This is a genomic window from Neobacillus niacini, from assembly GCF_030817595.1.
GTDB lineage: Bacteria > Bacillota > Bacilli > Bacillales > Cytobacillaceae > Neobacillus > Neobacillus niacini_G.
Map to the genome: position 1 here is coordinate 5,526,138 of NZ_JAUSZN010000001.1, position 15,950 is coordinate 5,542,087.

Below are 15,950 nucleotides of genomic sequence, written 5' to 3' on the forward strand. Positions count from 1 at the left end.
ATTATTCTCCTTGCTGCAAGACCAGTAGTTTTTCTTTCACATGATGTAAAGCCTGAGAAAAGTCATGAATGAGATCATCTGGGTTCTCTAAGCCAACGGATAAGCGAATGAGGCTGTTTTTAATTCCTCGTTTTTCTCTTTCTTCTTGGGACATAGCTGCATGTGACATTTTTGCCGGATAGGATAGAATGGATTCGACCGCACCAAGACTAACGGCAAAAACAGGGATTTTTACATTGGAAAGAAAGACTTTAAGTGCTTGTTCATCCTTAAATTCAAACGATAAAACTGCACCAGGTCCAGCAGCCTGACTTTTTTGAAGCTCGTGCTGTGGATGATTTTTCAGTCCAGGGTAATAAACCTCTTCAATCAACGGATGATCTGCTAAAAATTCTGCGATTTTAATCGCTGATTTTTGTGACTGTTCCAGTCTGACATGGAGGGTTTTTATTCCTCTAAGCACAAGCCATGCATCCTGTGGTCCAATTACAGCGCCAAAGGAATTTTGTAAGGAATAAAGCCTTTTACCTAATTCTTCATCCTTTACAACCGCAAGACCTGCAACGACATCACTATGTCCTGATAAAAACTTAGTTGCACTGTGGAGTACAATGTCTGCACCAAGCTCTAAAGGTCTTTGGTACTCAGGAGTTAAAAAAGTGTTATCTACATAAGTAATAGCGTTTATCTTTTTTGCCAAATCACAAACAGCTTGAATATTGGTAACCTTTAATAGCGGATTTGACGGTGTTTCAACATAAAATGCTTTGGTGTTAGGCTGAATGGCCGCTTTTACCTGATCAAGATATGTCATATCTACAAAGGTATGTTCAATTCCAAACCGAGTCAGTACTTGAGTGACCATTCGATATGTACCGCCATACACATCGTCGGTAATAACGATATGGTCACCAGATGAAAGAAGAAGGAAGGCTGTTGAAATAGCTGCCATTCCTGACGAAAATGCAAAGCCTCTCGTTCCGCCCTCTAGTTCTGCGATAACATCCTCTAACGCTTCTCTTGTAGGGTTTCCACTTCTAGCGTAATCGTATTTTCCGTAACTTTCTATATCAAATTGATGGAAGGTTGAAGCATGTTGGATCGGCACGCTAACCGCTCCCGTGGCCGGATCGACTTTATGCTGATTATGAAGGAGCTTGGTTTCAAAACTATAATTTTCTGAACTCATTACCCAATCACTCCTTCTTTTAATTTAGCTAGTGCATGTTCAAGATCTTGAACGATATCTGATGGGTCTTCCAAACCAACTGAGAATCGTAATAATCGGTTGCATACACCAGACTGGATACGAACTTCTTCTGGAATATCCGCATGTGTCTGTGTTGCAGGATAGGTGATAAAGCTTTCAGTTCCACCAAGACTTTCTGCAAAGCAGATCAGTGAAAGACTTTGAAGGAATGGATTGACCCATGCTTCATCTTGTAAGCGGAAGGATACCATTCCACCTTTTCCTGGATACAGAACATCTGTAATACCATCATGGTTAGACAGGTATTCAACAATCGCTTTCGCATTGCGTTCATGTCTTTCCATTCTTAGTGACAATGTTTTCATTCCGCGCATTACTAACCAGGAATCAAATGGACTCAAGACACCGCCTGCACCGTTATGGTGGAAGGCAAGAGCCTCGCAAAGTTCTTTCCCTTTGGCAACAACAAGACCAGCAAGAACATCATTATGACCACCTAAGTATTTGGTTGCACTATGGATGACAATATCCGCACCTAGCAGGATTGGCTGCTGAATGAGTGGTGTGTAGAAGGTATTGTCGACAATCAGCAAGATTCCATGTTTTTTTGCGATTTCTGAAACAGCCGCAATATCTGATTCCTGCATAAGCGGATTCGTTGGTGTTTCTAGGAAAATTGCCTTTGTCTGCGGAGTAATGTTACTTTCAATCAACTCAGGATTACAGGTATTTACATATTGTGTTGTTAATCCCCATTTTTTGAAGCCTTGTTCTAGAAGTCTATATGTTCCTCCGTATAAATCTTCACTTACAATCCACTCGTCTCCAGATTGGAACAGAGAAAGTATCGTGAATATTGCCGCCATGCCTGAGCTACAGGCAAACCCTTGATCGCCACCTTCTAAATCAGCGATGGCTTGTTCAAGTAGCTTTCTTGTTGGATTTCCAGTACGAGTATAATCAAAACCTGTTGATTGACCGATGCCTTCATGACGATATGCAGTTGAGAAATAAACAGGCGGGTTTACCGTTCCTGTAACCGTATCACTTCTATTACCAATTTGAGCTAACTTCGTATCGATTTTGTAAACCATTTTTTTATCCTCCTTATATAAACAAAAAAAGCCTTCTATAAGAAGAAGACTTTTGGCTGCTGGTACGCATAGGTCATTCTCCTTATCTCACAAGTTATCAAGTAACTTGCAGGACTTAGCACCTTTTCAATGAAAAACAACATTGAAGGTTGCTGAGACTTCATAGGGCCATTCCCTCAGCCTCTCTTGATAAGAAAGTATAATATTTAGACTTTTTATAAAATTTACTACAGTTTAGGCATTGTGTCAATTCCTTTTTGTTGTTCCTTTAAACCGTTAAAACCTATTGGTGAAAATTCGCTTAAATATAAGGAATATATTCATTAAAAAATAGTTGACACTTAAAATGGGAGGATTTATTATTGGTATAACGAGTTGTTCTTTATTGAGAACCAACAAGAATGAAAATAAAGAATTTATCAACATCTTATCAAAGCTAATGATATATTTGCACTATTTAGGATTGTTTTTTGGAATCCTTGTATTAAATATGCTCTTGTTGTTCAGTTTAAAGAACTAGACGTTTGCAATTAATGCTATGTTTAAAGTGGATAAAGATAAACAGTAAGGTAGAAGTAGCAGGAGGAAGAGATGAGCGCTATTGCAGGTATATATCATTTAAACGATGAACCTATTAACCTCGAACATGGCAGGAGATTAATGAAGGATTTAGAAAAATATCCGGCCGATGATATTCAAACTTGGCATAGTGACAAAGTCTTTCTAGGCTGCCATGCACAATGGATCACACCGGAATCTATTGGAGAGGAATTGCCATTCTATGATTATGGGAGACAATTGGCAATTACAGCAGATGCTATTATCGATAACCGTGAAGAATTGTTTGAAAGATTACAAGTACATAAAGATGATTGGAATAAAATAACTGATAGCCAGTTGATTTTACTTGCTTATGAAAAGTGGGGAAAAGAGTCACCAAAGTATTTGATAGGTGACTTCGCTTTCATGATCTGGGATGAAAGAAAAAGAATACTTTTTGGGGCTAGGGATTTTTCAGGTACCAGAACACTTTATTACTTTTATGATAATAATCAACTTACCTTTTGCACTACTATTAAACCATTACTCACTCTACCAAAAATAAGAAAAATTCTAAATGAATCTTGGCTTGCAGAGTTTTTGGCTATACCAGTTAACTTTGAATCAGTGGACTCTTTCAGTACTATCTACAAAGGGATTGAACAGGTACCTCCATCACATTCTATAACAGTAGAAAATGGACGTTTATCTTTTAATAGATATTGCACACTAAGCAAAAGTGGGAAAATATACTTGAAATCTGATGTGGATTATGAAGAGGCATTTCGTGATGTTTTCGGTAAAGCAGTAAGGAGCAGAGTACGTACGCATCGCAAGGTAGGGGCACATTTAAGTGGTGGGTTAGATTCTGGTTCAGTAGCTTCTTTTGCTGCAAAGGAATTAAAAAACTCCAATAAATTATTGCATGCTTTTAGTTATGTCCCTGTAGATGATTTTGTTGATTTTACCCATAAAACCAGAGTTGCCAATGAAAAATCATATATTAAGGCAACGGTTCAGTTTGTAGGCAACATTAATGACCAATATTTGAGTTTTGATGATCGAAATCCATTTACAGAAATTGATGAGTGGCTAGAAATACATGAAATGCCTTATAAGTTTTTTGAGAATACTTTTTGGTTACGAGGAATTTATGAACAAGCGAATCTACAAGGAATAGGTGTGCTCCTAAATGGACAAAGAGGTAATTGGACAATATCTTGGGGACCAGTACTAGACTACTATGCTGTTTTATTAAAAAAGATGAATTGGATTACTCTTTACAAAGAGTTGTCTCTATATAGTCAAAATATGAAGGTTAACAAGCCAAGAATAATGAAGGAAGTTCGAAAGAAGGCATTCCCGTCTATTTATAATATTATTCAGAAACAAGAACCCTTCCATTTTCCAAAAATAATTAATCCAGAATTCGCAAAAAGAACAAATGTATTAAATATGCTCCATGAAAATGGGGTAGATATTTCTGCCTCTGAATTACCTAGCGCTTATGAGGTTAGGAAAAGACAATTTGAAAAATTGTATTACTGGAATACAACCGGTACATACAGTTCAAAGTTATCATTAAAATACGCCTTGTGGGATCGCGACCCTACAAATGATTTACGGGTTATAAATTTTTGTCTGTCGGTTCCTGAAGACCAATATGTCAGAAAGGGACTAGATAGATCATTGGTTAGAAGATCTACGATAGACTATTTACCTGATAAAGTTAGACTAAACATGCGAAGTCGAGGAGTACAAGGTGCTGATGGGGTTCACCGAATGACTAGTAATTGGGGTAGTTTCATAAAAGAACTAAATCAATTAAGTTCTAACTCTGTAATTGGTGAATATTTAGACTTAAATATAATAAAAGAGGCAACCTCGAAGATAGAAAAAGAAGCAAAGCCAGAGTACGCTTTTGATTTTGACTTCAGAATTCTAATGCGTTGCTTAATAGTATCACGATTTATTAAAAATTTCTAACTGAAAGGAGGTGGTAAGAATGAAAAAGGAATGGCAAAAACCAGAAATAGAAGCACTTGATATTAATATGACAATGGCTGGCCCAGGGATTAAAACTCCTGATGCGGCACAACCTGATATCGATGAAGTAGTACATTTCAGTTAATTTAAATGTTAGTTTAAATGTTAGTTTAAATACTGCCCTTATACACAATAACAGTATGAGGGCTTTATTTTTTTAAGAATTATTTTGGAGGGCTTATAGTGGCTACAAAAACGATAAAGGGGACTATTTATAGGGCCTTCGGTTTAAGTATATTAAGTGAAATTCCTCTACCAGAAGTGATGGATCTGAGTGAACAAAATGGGGATATTGATGTTTATATAAAGTTAGATATTAGTTTACCTACATTATGGGATAGTTTGCAAAATGAGAAAAGGAAACTGATAGTCTATGAAAACCTCGTATTATTTGAGGTGCCTCAAACCGCGATTTTTGGGATAAAGGATGGTAAAAACATTCTAGTCTGTCCATTGAAAGAAGCCGATTTTGACAAAATAAGACTATATATTTTAGGTACTTGTATAGGTGTTCTTCTTATGCAAAGGAAAATACTTCCACTGCATGGAAGTGCAGTGGTAATAAATAATAAAGCTTATGCAATAATTGGAAAATCTGGAGCGGGAAAGTCAACATTAGCTACTGCTTTTATTAAGAATGGATATCAACTCTTAAGTGATGATGTAATCGCGGTAGGGTTTGAAGAAGGGGATATTCCTTATGTTATGCCTTCCTATCCTCAACAAAAATTATGGTCAGAAAGTATGAGTATATTTGGGATGGAAACGAGTAATTACAGTCCTTTATTTGAAAGGGAAACAAAATTTTCCGTTCCAATTATAAATGATTTCTACTCCAATCCTTTGCCGTTATCTGGGATTTTTGAACTTATAAAAACAGAGGAACGGAACATTAACTTTCGTAAGATAGAAGGATTGGAAAGGGTACAAACTGTATTAAGACAAACATTTAGGGGTTCTCTTTTAAATCAAATGGGATTAACTGGATGGCATTTTAATATTTCATTAAATTTAATAAATAAGACTCCTATTTACCAATTGCAGCGGCCATCAAAAGGATTTACTGCTTCTGAATTATTATCAATTATATTAGGTCAAATAAACTCGGAGGGAATTAATTCATGATTAAAGAAAAACTAACACTGAATAGCCGAATTTCTCAGGAGAATGGAAATATCGTTAGTAACATGGATGGAGATAAAGTAATGATGAATATTAATAAAGGGAAATATTATAATCTTCATACAATAGGAGGAGAAATCTGGGATTTAATTGAAAAACCAATATATATTCAGCAAATAATTGATGAGTTGTTGGCAAAATATAATGTTGAGAGATTAGAGTGTACGGAACAGGTACTATTATTTTTAGAAAAATTAAATGACGAGGGACTAATTAAAATACTGGCAGGAACCCGTTCCTAATTAGGGTGGATAAGTATGATTGTGAATAGGATAAGAATATTTTTTTCACTTAAAATGACAACTAAAATGTTATTAATTGAAGCTTATATTCTACTTGCTTGGGCTCGATTAATTAAAATTTTACCATTTTCTAAGGCTGTCCCTTATTTAGGTGTATCGATGAAAGAAACATCTTTCTCATATAATGATGGAGATCTTAAATTAATTAGAGATGTTTCCTTTGCAATAAACGTAATGAGTCGTTATACCTTTTGGGAAAGTATGTGTCTTGTAAAAGCAATAGCAGGTATGAGAATGTTAGAAAAGCGTAAGGTTGAAAGCACGATTTATCTTGGGACTGGAAAAGACGGAGACGGTAAAATGATCGCACATGCCTGGCTGCGCAGCGGACCTTTTTTCTTAACCGGGGCAGAGGAAATGAGTAGATTTACTGTTATTGGAAAATTCTCGAAAAAAAATAGTATTGTCAGTGAAGGGAACTAAAATGGATAAAAACTTTAGGCTTGAATTAACCGATTTTCCAAAAGAGTTAATTTTGTTGCTTGAAATCATGAAGCTAGAGGATAATGATAGACTTCAAACTTTAAAGACTGGAAATTTAGAAGATTTTAACTGGGACATTTTCCTTCAGCAAGTAAAACACCATCGGGTTTATCCTACTATTTATTTGAAATTGAGAAAATTAAATCTTGATTGGATTCCTACTTATGTAATAAATGAGTTATCGTTATTATACAAAAATAACACCATTAAGATGTTGTATCTGAGTGGGGAAATGGAGAGGATTAGTAAATTATTGACAGAGAACAAGATTGAAACACTTTTTTTAAAGGGCCCAATACTGGCTACAGCATTATATGGGGATTTATCACATCGTACTTGTTCTGATTTGGATATACTTATACCAATGAGTAAATTAGAAGAAGCAGAGAAACTTCTTCTAGAGAACGGGTATATCAAAGATGATTATATTGTTTCTGTTCTGAATGATTGGAAATGGAGACATCACCATATAACTTTTTACCATCCTGAGAAGAAAATTAAATTAGAAATTCATTGGAGGTTGAATCCAGGTCCATCTAAAGAGCCGAAATTTGCTGCCTTATGGAAGAGGAAGAGGTTAAGTTCTCTTTCTAATAGTTATCCCATCTACTATTTAGGGAATGAAGATCTGTTTGTATTTCTTGTTTCGCATGGTGCGAGACATGGCTGGTCAAGACTCCGCTGGTTAATAGATATAGTTGAATTATCAAAACAAGACTTAAATATAAGAGAAATTATTAATCTATTAAAGAAATATCAATCCCGCCATTTAGGTGGTCAAGCAATCATATTAACCTCTGAACTCTTTAATATTAACGTAAAGAATGAATTGCTTGAATTAATAGATGGAACACGTTCAGAACAACTAGCAACAGAAGCTTTGTTTTATATTAGACAAATGATTAATCTTCATACCTACCCTCTTCCGTTAGAAGTCGATGAATATCATAAAAAACACTTATTCTCACTTATGTCCAATAGACAAAAGTTTTTTTATATTTTAAGTTTCCTTTACCCCTTTGCAATCGATATGGAAACTTTACCGTTACCAAAGATTCTACACTTTTTATATTTCCCATTACGTCCAATATTGTTACTTTGGAGGAAAACAAGGAAAGGTGTAATAGCCAGGAGGGTATGATATTGAATCAAGTCCTTTATTTTATCAAGCGTTTATATTCCTATTCGGGAAGTATACTTTATATAAATCTCTTAGGGATGGGAATAGTCAGTTTTTTAGAGGGAATCGGATTAATTTTATTAATTCCAATGCTAAGTTATTGTGGATTGGTTGATATACAAGTAGGAGAAACTAAATTTATTGATATGTTTAGCTTCCTAAAGGATTATCCAAAACAGGTAGTATTATTATTTATCTTAGGATTTTTTATCCTTTTTGTAATAGGCCAAAATCTATTGCAAAGGAATCTTTCAATTAGAAATGTTAAAATTACTCAAGGTTTTGTACAACAATTAAGATTAGAAATATATGGTTCATTATTAGGATCCAATTGGAGTTTTTTCTTAAAGGAAAGAAAGGCAGATCTTATTAATGTAATGACCATGGAATTGGCCCGCGTTGCTGGAGGAGTGAACCATTTATTAAAATTATTTACTTCACTCATTTTTACTCTCATTCAAATTGGAATTGCTTTTTGGTTATCTTCAAAATTAACTATATTTGTATTATTATCAGGTCTAATACTTACATTGTTCTCTAAAAAATTTATAAAGCAATCAAGAATAATAGGTTCAAAAACCTCGGAATTAGCACAAGAATATCTAGCAGGAATTACAGACCAACTTAATGGAATAAAAGATATAAAAAGCAATTCTTTAGAGGAGTCACGGTTAATTTGGCTTAAGTCTCTGACAAATGGGATGATAGAAGAGCAGATGGAATATATAAAATTAAAAACTGCTTCCCAAACCTTTTATAAAATTGCTTCGGCAACATTAATTGCCATTCTCATCTTTACATATGTTATGTTGTTTGATGCTAACCAAGAGCAATTTTTATTAATATTTATTATTTTCTCGCGGTTATGGCCCAGGGTTACTGAAATTCAAGCAAGTTTGGAACAAATTGCAACAACAATACCAGCATTTAAATCTTTATTAGAAATGAAATCAAATTGTCAAAAATCTAAAGAAATTATAGGTGAAACAATATACGAGGAAATAGGACCACTACAAATTAAAAAGGAAATTGAATGTAGGGGTGTGTTTTTTAAATATAATCAATTGGAATCAACCTATACTCTTCAAGATATTAATTTAACGATTCCTATTAATAGTATGACTGCTATTGTGGGTCCATCAGGGGCGGGAAAAAGTACTTTAATTGATATACTAATGGGACTAAATAGACCTGAAGCAGGAAGTGTTCTAATAGATGGGGATACCTTAACAAAACAAAATCTTTTGGCATTAAGGTATTCAATTAGTTATGTATCACAGGAGCCATTTTTATTTAATGCAACAATTCGGGATAACCTCCTACTAATTAAACCCAATGCAACTGAAGAACAGATAAAAGAGGCACTAGAATTCTCGGCTGCGGCAGAATTTACATCAAGACTTCCGAAGGGGATTGATACCATTGTAGGTGATAGGGGTATTAAGCTTTCGGGAGGGGAGCGTCAAAGACTTGTAATTGCCAGAGCTATTTTACGTAAACCATCTATTTTGATATTAGATGAAGCAACAAGCGCACTTGATACAGAAAATGAGTCGAAAATACAAGAAGCCATTGAAAGGCTTAAAGGTAAGATGACCATTATTGTTATTGCTCACCGATTATCTACGATCCGAAATGCTGATAAGGTAATTGTATTAGAACAAGGAAAAATTATTCAACAAGGTCAATTTAACCAGCTAGCAACTGATAAATCAGGAATGTTCAACAATCTTCTTAAAAAACAAGTTGAATTGAGTGGATGATAACAATCTAATAAAAAACAGGTATTATTTTTAAGTATATCATTGACATGTTTCTTATAAAGAACTAATATTGTGTATAAATAGGTTAGTATTTACATTTTTAAATGTAATATCAAAGAAAACATCTGATGTTTACGGAAAAGTTGTTTTTTTTTATCAATTCGTTCTTTATCTAGAACAAAAAACTTAATACAATATTAGTCTCCTATATAAGAAAAGGTGGTTTCTATGAAAAACGTAAATCAAATACAAGGACAAGAAAATCACAGAGTAAAGGACATAAATTTAAAGGAATTATTTCTTGTTATTAAAAGGCGCTTTTGGGTCATTGTGATGATCGCTATAATTGCTAGTATCATAGGCGCATACCTTAATAACCTTTCAACAACTCCATTATATCAAACTTCATCAAGAATTATTATAGGTACAGATGCGGAATCCCAAAAAACGTTACAGGTTATTATTAAAGACTCTGCAATCTTAGACAAAGTGATTGAAGAACTGAATCTTGATAAGTCAGCTGAAGAATTGGCTGGACAAATATCAGTTGCCAGTATCGATGGCTCCCAGGTCGTAAGTATCAGTGTAATTGATAGAGACCCTATCCTAGCAGCTAGCATTGCAGATAAAACTGCACAAGTTTTTAAGGATGAGGTTCCAAACATAGTTGGAGAGGACTATATAAGGTTATTATCCAATGCTAAAGTGAATACTTCCCCAATAAATCAGGAAAATAATAATAAGCTGTATTTAGCTATAATTGCCGGTATTATTGTGGGTATTGGATTTGCGTTTCTTATTGAATCTTTGGATGATAGGATACGATCTGAGAAAGAGATTGAAGCATTATTTGGAGTCCAAGTTTTAGGAAAAATTTCAAAAATGAACAATAGGAATATTAAGAAGAAAAAAAGTGGTCGATTGGAAATAGAACTAAGGGGTGAGACAATTGGTTATAAATAAAAAAAAGAAACAGACTGCTTCTAAGAAAAGAACGTTAATAACCTCTTCTTATCCAGATTCTATTATTTCAGAACAATTCCGGATGATTCAGACAAATATTAAATTTTCTGTGGCAGGAGAGAATAGTAAAATCTTCCTAATAACCTCACCAGGTGATGGGGAAGGTAAATCAACCACAGCATCTAACCTAGCTATAACGATTGCACAGCAGAAGGAAAAGGTGCTTTTAATTGATGCAAATTTAAGAAAGCCTTCATTACATACATTTTTTAGAACATCAAACACTAATGGTCTGACAGATATTTTAAATGGAAGAATTTCATTCTACGATGCGATTATCCATACGGAAATTGGTAGATTAGATATAGTCCCTAGCGGCACAGTTGCTAATAATCCGGTTGAATTATTAAGCTCACCAATGATGCGCGATCTTCTGATTTCAGCTTTAAGATCATATGATGTAGTTTTAATTGACTCTAACTCTATCTTGGACGTTACAGATACAAAGCTTTTAGCAAAGCAATGTGATGGGGTAGTATTGGTCATTCAAAACGGTAAAACCAAATTTGAAAAAGCTGCTGAAGCTAAAAAGGTGTTGGAATTTGCAAAGGTAAAACTGGTTGGAGTTGTAATGAACAAATAGCAATAATTCTTTAATTTTTTTTAGATCACTGTTCTTTATTAAGAATGATTTGAGAGTAATAACGAAATTTTAGGTGATGTCTCCTTTCCTTTATCCAACGGAGGCACTCGATCATGCTGTGGGTCATTTGACCTTAGACGCTAGTCGTCAATAGTGTGGTGTGAGGATGGGTTAAATGCCCAACTATTTAAAAAATTTTTAATGATGTGGTCTACAGAAAGAGCATATGATTAAAAATTTTTTAAAAAGGAAGTGGTATTTTGAAAAACTTCGACCAATATCCAAAATCTGTTAAAAAGGCAGTCAGATATATTAAACAAGATGCACCAATAAATGAGTTAATGGAAATTAAGAAACTTATTGAGAACGCAATCAGGATAAGGTATCAATCCACTAAGTAACTATATTTCATAAATCAATCTCTTATATAAGGAGGAAAGTATGACCTATCGACAAAGATTATCTCTATTTATATTTATCGACTCATGTATTGTCATATCAGCAATTTTCTTCAGTCGTTTTTTAGTAGATGGTACAATTCATGTTTTCACTTTTCCTGTTGTACTAAGTGCTATTGTTATTTTGCTGAGTCATCATTTTCTTTCGTTTCATTTTCATCTATATAAAAAAGCATGGGAGTATGCAAGCATTGGTGAGCTAATTAGTATATTAAAGGCAGTCACAATATCTATTTTTATTGCAGCGGTTGTACAGCAAATCATTGTTCAAAGTATTCAATTTCGATTGCTTACCATAACATGGCTACTTAATATGTCTTTTATCGGTGGTTCTAGATTTTGTTGGAGAATGTTTAGAGATTCGTACCTTAATAAAGTTGAATATAAACAGAGAACCTTGATTGTTGGAGCTGGATCTGCTGGGATGATGGTAGCAAGGCAGCTAAATAAAGCGAATGAAGCAAACCTATTACCAGTGGCGTTTATAGATGATGATTATAAAAAACATAGGCTTGATATTCTGGGATTACCTGTTATTGGTGGAATAGATAAGATTGAGGCAACCGTAAGGGAATTAGGGATTAATAATATCGTTATTGCAATACCATCCCTTGGTAAAAAGGATTTAAATAAGATATTCCTTGAGTGTGCCAAAACAAAAGCTAAAACACAAATTCTTCCAATGTTAGAAGACTTGGTAACTGGGAAAGTATCTGTAAAACAGTTTCGTGATGTACAGGTAGAAGATTTACTAGGTAGAGAGCCGGTAGAATTAGATATTAATAGTATTTCAGAAAATATAACCGGAAAAGTGGTATTAGTAACGGGAGCAGGTGGATCGATTGGTTCCGAAATTTGCCGTCAAGTTTCAAAATTTGATCCTAAACAGTTAGTATTGCTTGGACACGGGGAAAATAGCATCTATTTAATTGAGATGGAATTAAAAGAGACATTTAAAAATAAAAGTACTGAATTTATTCCAGTAATTGCTGACTTACAAGATGAAAGAAAGATGATGCAGGTTATGAGTACATATCAACCAGATACTGTTTATCATGCGGGTGCTCATAAACATGTTCCACTCATGGAAGCTAATCCTGAAGAAGCCGTGAAAAATAACTTAATAGGTACACTGAATGCAGCCAAGGCAGCAAGTTGGAATGGAGTTAACACTTTCGTAATGGTCTCGACGGATAAAGCGGTTAATCCTACAAGTGTTATGGGTGCAACAAAGAGACTTGCAGAAATGATGATTCAGTACATGGACAGTGAGAGTAATACGAAATTTGTTGCCGTTCGTTTCGGAAATGTACTAGGAAGCAGAGGAAGTGTAATTCCCTTATTCAAAAGACAAATTGAAAAAGGTGGACCGGTTACGGTTACCCATCCTGATATGGTTCGTTATTTTATGACGATTCCAGAAGCAGCGAGATTAGTCCTTCAAGCCGGGGCGCTGGCAAAAGGTGGAGAGATTTTTGTATTAGATATGGGGGAGCCAGTCAAGATAGTTGACTTAGCAAGAAACCTTATAAAACTATCGGGTAATTCTATTGAAGAAATAGGAATTGAATTTTCAGGAGTTAGACCTGGAGAAAAGCTTTTTGAGGAACTATTAAAAGCGGAAGAAGTTCATGAACAGCAAATCTATCCGAAGATATATATTGGTAGAAAATCTGAGATTTACTTAAAAGAAATAGAAGATCTTCTCTCAACATTCCCAAATTTAGATAAAGGAGAAATAAGGGAGAAGCTTTTAAACCTTGCTAATAATAAAGTAGGACCACAAACCAAATTAACTGTAACTGTATAAATAGATTTAATAAAAGGATGGATAGAAATGCAAAAGAAAGTGCTGTTCTGTGCAACAGTAGATTATCATTTTAAGGCTTTTCATTTGCCCTATTTAAAATGGTTTAAGGAACAAGGTTGGGAAGTTCATGTTGCGGCATGCGGTGATATGGAACTTCCTTATGTAGACCAAAAATATAATATCCCGATTCAAAGGTCCCCATTTAACAAAAGGAATATATTGGCTTACAAGGAACTAAAGGCAATAATAGACAAGAATCAGTATAAAATTATCCACTGTCATACCCCAATGGGAGGAGTTCTTACTCGGTTAGCTGCAAGGAAGGCGAGAAAAAGTGGAACAAATGTGCTATATACAGCTCATGGATTCCATTTTTGTAAAGGATCCCCGTATAGTAACTGGATTCTTTATTATCCAATTGAAAGAGTACTTTCAAAGTTTACCGATTGTCTTCTTACAATTAATGAAGAAGATTTTAACCTTGCGAAAAAGCATAAATTTAAAGCAAATGATATTGAACATATACACGGTGTTGGGGTGAATACAGACTTTTACAAACCAGTTGATGTAAAATATAAATCTAATTTAAGAAAAGAATATGGGTATTTTACCCATGATTTTATAATGTTTTATGCTGCAGAATTTAATAAGAATAAAAATCAAAACTTGCTGATTGAAACATTAGCCCTATTAAAAGATAAAGTTCCAAATGCAAAGCTATTACTTGCTGGGGAGGGACCTTTACTACAGCAATGTCAGGAACTTTCCATTAAGTTAGGCCTCGAAGGGATGGTTGAATTCCTCGGTTATAGGAATGATATTGATATATTACTAAAAATGAGTGATATTGCAGTTGCTTCTAGTCTAAGAGAGGGACTTCCTGTTAACATTATGGAAGCTATGGCTTGTGGTTTACCGGTTATAGCTAATGATAATAGAGGACATCGGGAGCTAATTGAAAATAACAAAAATGGTTGGTTAATAAACAATAATCCAGAGGATTTTTCTAATAAGATTAAAATTCTTGCTAGCAATATTGATATAATAACTAAATTTGGATTAGAAGGACGGACAATTATTCTGAATAGATTTTCTATCCATAAGGTACTGGAAGAAAAAAGATATATTTATAGAAAATATACAGGGGATATGGAGGATGTAATGTGGGCAATCCATTAAGAATATTACATGTGGTTGTCAATATGAACCGGGGGGGTGCAGAAACATTAATTATGAATCTGTATCGGAATATGGACAAAACAAAGGTTCAATTTGATTTTTTGACATGTAAAGAGGGGGTATTTGATTCTGAAATCCTAAAAATGGGAGGTAAGATTCATAGAATTCCTTACATATCAGAAATAGGTCACTTCAAATATGCAAAGAAATTAGACGAATTTTTTAGCACAAATAAAGAATATAAAATTGTGCATTCGCACATGGATAAAATGAGTGGAATAATTCTTCTTGCAGCCAAAAAGGCAGGAGTTTCGATTCGAATTTCACATAGTCATAACACTAGAAGTGAAGGTGGTCTAGCAGCAAGGCTTTATAAGTGGTATGTCGGAAATTTAATTATTAAAAATTCCACAAATTTATTTGCTTGCTCAACACAAGCAGCTGAATGGTTATTTAAAGAGAAATCACAATCAACAAAAATATTAAAGAATGGAATTGAAATCGAAAAATTTACATTTTGCCCTAAAACTAGAAATGAAGTTAGGGAAGAGTTGAATCTTGATAATGATAAATTCGTTCTAGGTCATGTTGGAAGATTTGCTCATCAAAAAAATCATTCATTTTTAATTGATTTATTTGCGGAATACCACAAAATAAATAAGAATTCTGTTTTGGTATTGGTAGGCGATGGACCGTTACGTCTTGATATTGAGAGGCAGGTAAAAAAACTAAATATTGTTGGCAATGTAAAGTTTGTTGGAATAAGAAGTGATATTCATCGTTTACTTCAGGCATTTGATTTGTTTGTTTTTCCATCTTTGCATGAAGGATTACCTGTTTCCTTAGTTGAAGCCCAGGGATCTGGATTACCATGTGTAATATCGGATAATATCTCTAAAGAAGTGGATATTGGGAGTAACTTAGTTGAATTTATATCTTTAAATAATAATAGTCAATGGATTCAAAAAGTTAAAAAGATTGCCTCAATGCAATTGAATAGAAATATTATTTCACATTCCATATCCAAGCAGGGTTATGATATAAGAAAAACAGCTGGGAAATTGGAGAATTTTTATATAAGTATATCGGGGTGATAT

General features: G+C 34.2%; 15 protein-coding genes and 1 riboswitch. Of the genes, 13 read left to right on the forward strand and 2 right to left on the reverse strand.

What is annotated here, in order from left to right:
* Position 1 precedes the first annotated feature (1 nt).
* Both metC and QFZ31_RS26125 read right to left on the reverse strand, forming a co-directional pair.
* The gene (gene metC / locus QFZ31_RS26120) at positions 2-1,189 is read right to left on the reverse strand and encodes a cystathionine beta-lyase (RefSeq protein WP_307308708.1); all 1,188 of its coding nucleotides are present in this window, start codon (positions 1,187-1,189) and stop codon (positions 2-4) included.
* Positions 1,189-2,304 carry a methionine biosynthesis PLP-dependent protein gene (locus tag QFZ31_RS26125; RefSeq protein ID WP_307308710.1) on the reverse strand — a complete coding sequence of 372 codons (1,116 nt, stop codon included), beginning with the start codon at positions 2,302-2,304 and terminating at the stop codon, positions 1,189-1,191. Before QFZ31_RS26125 ends, metC begins: the two co-directional genes overlap by 1 nt.
* Before the next feature lie 79 nt (positions 2,305-2,383).
* Positions 2,384-2,500, reverse strand: a riboswitch (SAM riboswitch).
* A 395-nt stretch (positions 2,501-2,895) separates the two neighbouring features.
* Between QFZ31_RS26125 and QFZ31_RS26130 the strand changes: the two genes are divergently transcribed.
* The 13 genes from QFZ31_RS26130 to QFZ31_RS26190 all read left to right on the forward strand — a co-directional run bounded on the left by QFZ31_RS26130 (position 2,896) and on the right by QFZ31_RS26190 (position 15,947).
* Positions 2,896-4,830, forward strand: a complete 1,935-nt coding sequence (locus QFZ31_RS26130) for a lasso peptide isopeptide bond-forming cyclase (protein WP_307308712.1) — start codon at positions 2,896-2,898, stop codon at positions 4,828-4,830.
* A gap of 19 nt (positions 4,831-4,849) precedes the next feature.
* A complete protein-coding gene (locus QFZ31_RS26135; RefSeq protein ID WP_307308714.1) occupies positions 4,850-4,975 on the forward strand; it encodes a paeninodin family lasso peptide in 126 nt (41 codons plus the stop codon).
* 98 nt (positions 4,976-5,073) lie between these two features.
* Positions 5,074-6,015, forward strand: a complete 942-nt coding sequence (locus QFZ31_RS26140; RefSeq protein ID WP_307308717.1) for an aldolase — start codon at positions 5,074-5,076, stop codon at positions 6,013-6,015.
* Positions 6,012-6,314: a lasso peptide biosynthesis PqqD family chaperone gene (locus QFZ31_RS26145; RefSeq protein ID WP_307308719.1), complete on the forward strand. Its 303-nt coding sequence runs from the start codon at positions 6,012-6,014 to the stop codon at positions 6,312-6,314. The genes QFZ31_RS26140 and QFZ31_RS26145 overlap by 4 nt, the downstream gene beginning before the upstream one ends.
* Positions 6,315-6,329: 15 nt before the next feature.
* Positions 6,330-6,797, forward strand: coding sequence for a lasso peptide biosynthesis B2 protein (locus QFZ31_RS26150; RefSeq protein WP_307308722.1), 468 nt, complete (start codon positions 6,330-6,332; stop codon positions 6,795-6,797).
* Position 6,798: 1 nt separating this feature from the next.
* A complete protein-coding gene (locus QFZ31_RS26155) occupies positions 6,799-7,998 on the forward strand; it encodes a nucleotidyltransferase family protein (protein ID WP_307308725.1) in 1,200 nt (399 codons plus the stop codon).
* Positions 7,999-8,000: 2 nt separating this feature from the next.
* The gene (locus tag QFZ31_RS26160; protein ID WP_307308726.1) at positions 8,001-9,800 is read left to right on the forward strand and encodes an ABC transporter ATP-binding protein; all 1,800 of its coding nucleotides are present in this window, start codon (positions 8,001-8,003) and stop codon (positions 9,798-9,800) included.
* A 228-nt stretch (positions 9,801-10,028) separates the two neighbouring features.
* On the forward strand, positions 10,029-10,763 hold the full coding sequence (locus QFZ31_RS26165) for a YveK family protein (protein WP_307308729.1): 735 nt from the start codon (positions 10,029-10,031) through the stop codon (positions 10,761-10,763).
* Complete coding sequence (locus tag QFZ31_RS26170) at positions 10,750-11,406, forward strand: CpsD/CapB family tyrosine-protein kinase (protein WP_307308732.1); 657 nt, start codon at positions 10,750-10,752, stop codon at positions 11,404-11,406. Before QFZ31_RS26165 ends, QFZ31_RS26170 begins: the two co-directional genes overlap by 14 nt.
* A 260-nt stretch (positions 11,407-11,666) precedes the next feature.
* Positions 11,667-11,807, forward strand: a complete 141-nt coding sequence (locus QFZ31_RS26175; protein WP_307308734.1) for a hypothetical protein — start codon at positions 11,667-11,669, stop codon at positions 11,805-11,807.
* 40 nt (positions 11,808-11,847) lie between these two features.
* Positions 11,848-13,674, forward strand: a complete 1,827-nt coding sequence (locus tag QFZ31_RS26180; protein ID WP_307308736.1) for a polysaccharide biosynthesis protein — start codon at positions 11,848-11,850, stop codon at positions 13,672-13,674.
* A 27-nt stretch (positions 13,675-13,701) separates the two neighbouring features.
* Positions 13,702-14,853 carry a glycosyltransferase family 4 protein gene (locus QFZ31_RS26185; RefSeq protein ID WP_307308738.1) on the forward strand — a complete coding sequence of 384 codons (1,152 nt, stop codon included), beginning with the start codon at positions 13,702-13,704 and terminating at the stop codon, positions 14,851-14,853.
* Entirely contained in the window at positions 14,838-15,947 is a 1,110-nt protein-coding gene (locus QFZ31_RS26190) for a glycosyltransferase family 1 protein (protein WP_307308741.1), read from the forward strand. Before QFZ31_RS26185 ends, QFZ31_RS26190 begins: the two co-directional genes overlap by 16 nt.
* Positions 15,948-15,950 lie beyond the last annotated feature (3 nt).

Bases quoted from the DNA above. Each gene is read 5' to 3' on its own strand.
- QFZ31_RS26150 (WP_307308722.1), top strand. From the start codon at position 6,330: ATGATTGTGAATAGGATAAGAATATTTTTTTCACTTAAAATGACAACT.
- QFZ31_RS26165 (WP_307308729.1), top strand. From the start codon at position 10,029: ATGAAAAACGTAAATCAAATACAAGGACAAGAAAATCACAGAGTAAAG.
- QFZ31_RS26145 (WP_307308719.1), top strand. From the start codon at position 6,012: ATGATTAAAGAAAAACTAACACTGAATAGCCGAATTTCTCAGGAGAAT.
- QFZ31_RS26125 (WP_307308710.1), bottom strand. From the start codon at position 2,304: ATGGTTTACAAAATCGATACGAAGTTAGCTCAAATTGGTAATAGAAGT.
- QFZ31_RS26135 (WP_307308714.1), top strand. From the start codon at position 4,850: ATGAAAAAGGAATGGCAAAAACCAGAAATAGAAGCACTTGATATTAAT.
- QFZ31_RS26155 (WP_307308725.1), top strand. From the start codon at position 6,799: ATGGATAAAAACTTTAGGCTTGAATTAACCGATTTTCCAAAAGAGTTA.
- QFZ31_RS26130 (WP_307308712.1), top strand. From the start codon at position 2,896: ATGAGCGCTATTGCAGGTATATATCATTTAAACGATGAACCTATTAAC.
- QFZ31_RS26185 (WP_307308738.1), top strand. From the start codon at position 13,702: ATGCAAAAGAAAGTGCTGTTCTGTGCAACAGTAGATTATCATTTTAAG.
- metC (WP_307308708.1), bottom strand. From the start codon at position 1,189: ATGAGTTCAGAAAATTATAGTTTTGAAACCAAGCTCCTTCATAATCAG.
- QFZ31_RS26180 (WP_307308736.1), top strand. From the start codon at position 11,848: ATGACCTATCGACAAAGATTATCTCTATTTATATTTATCGACTCATGT.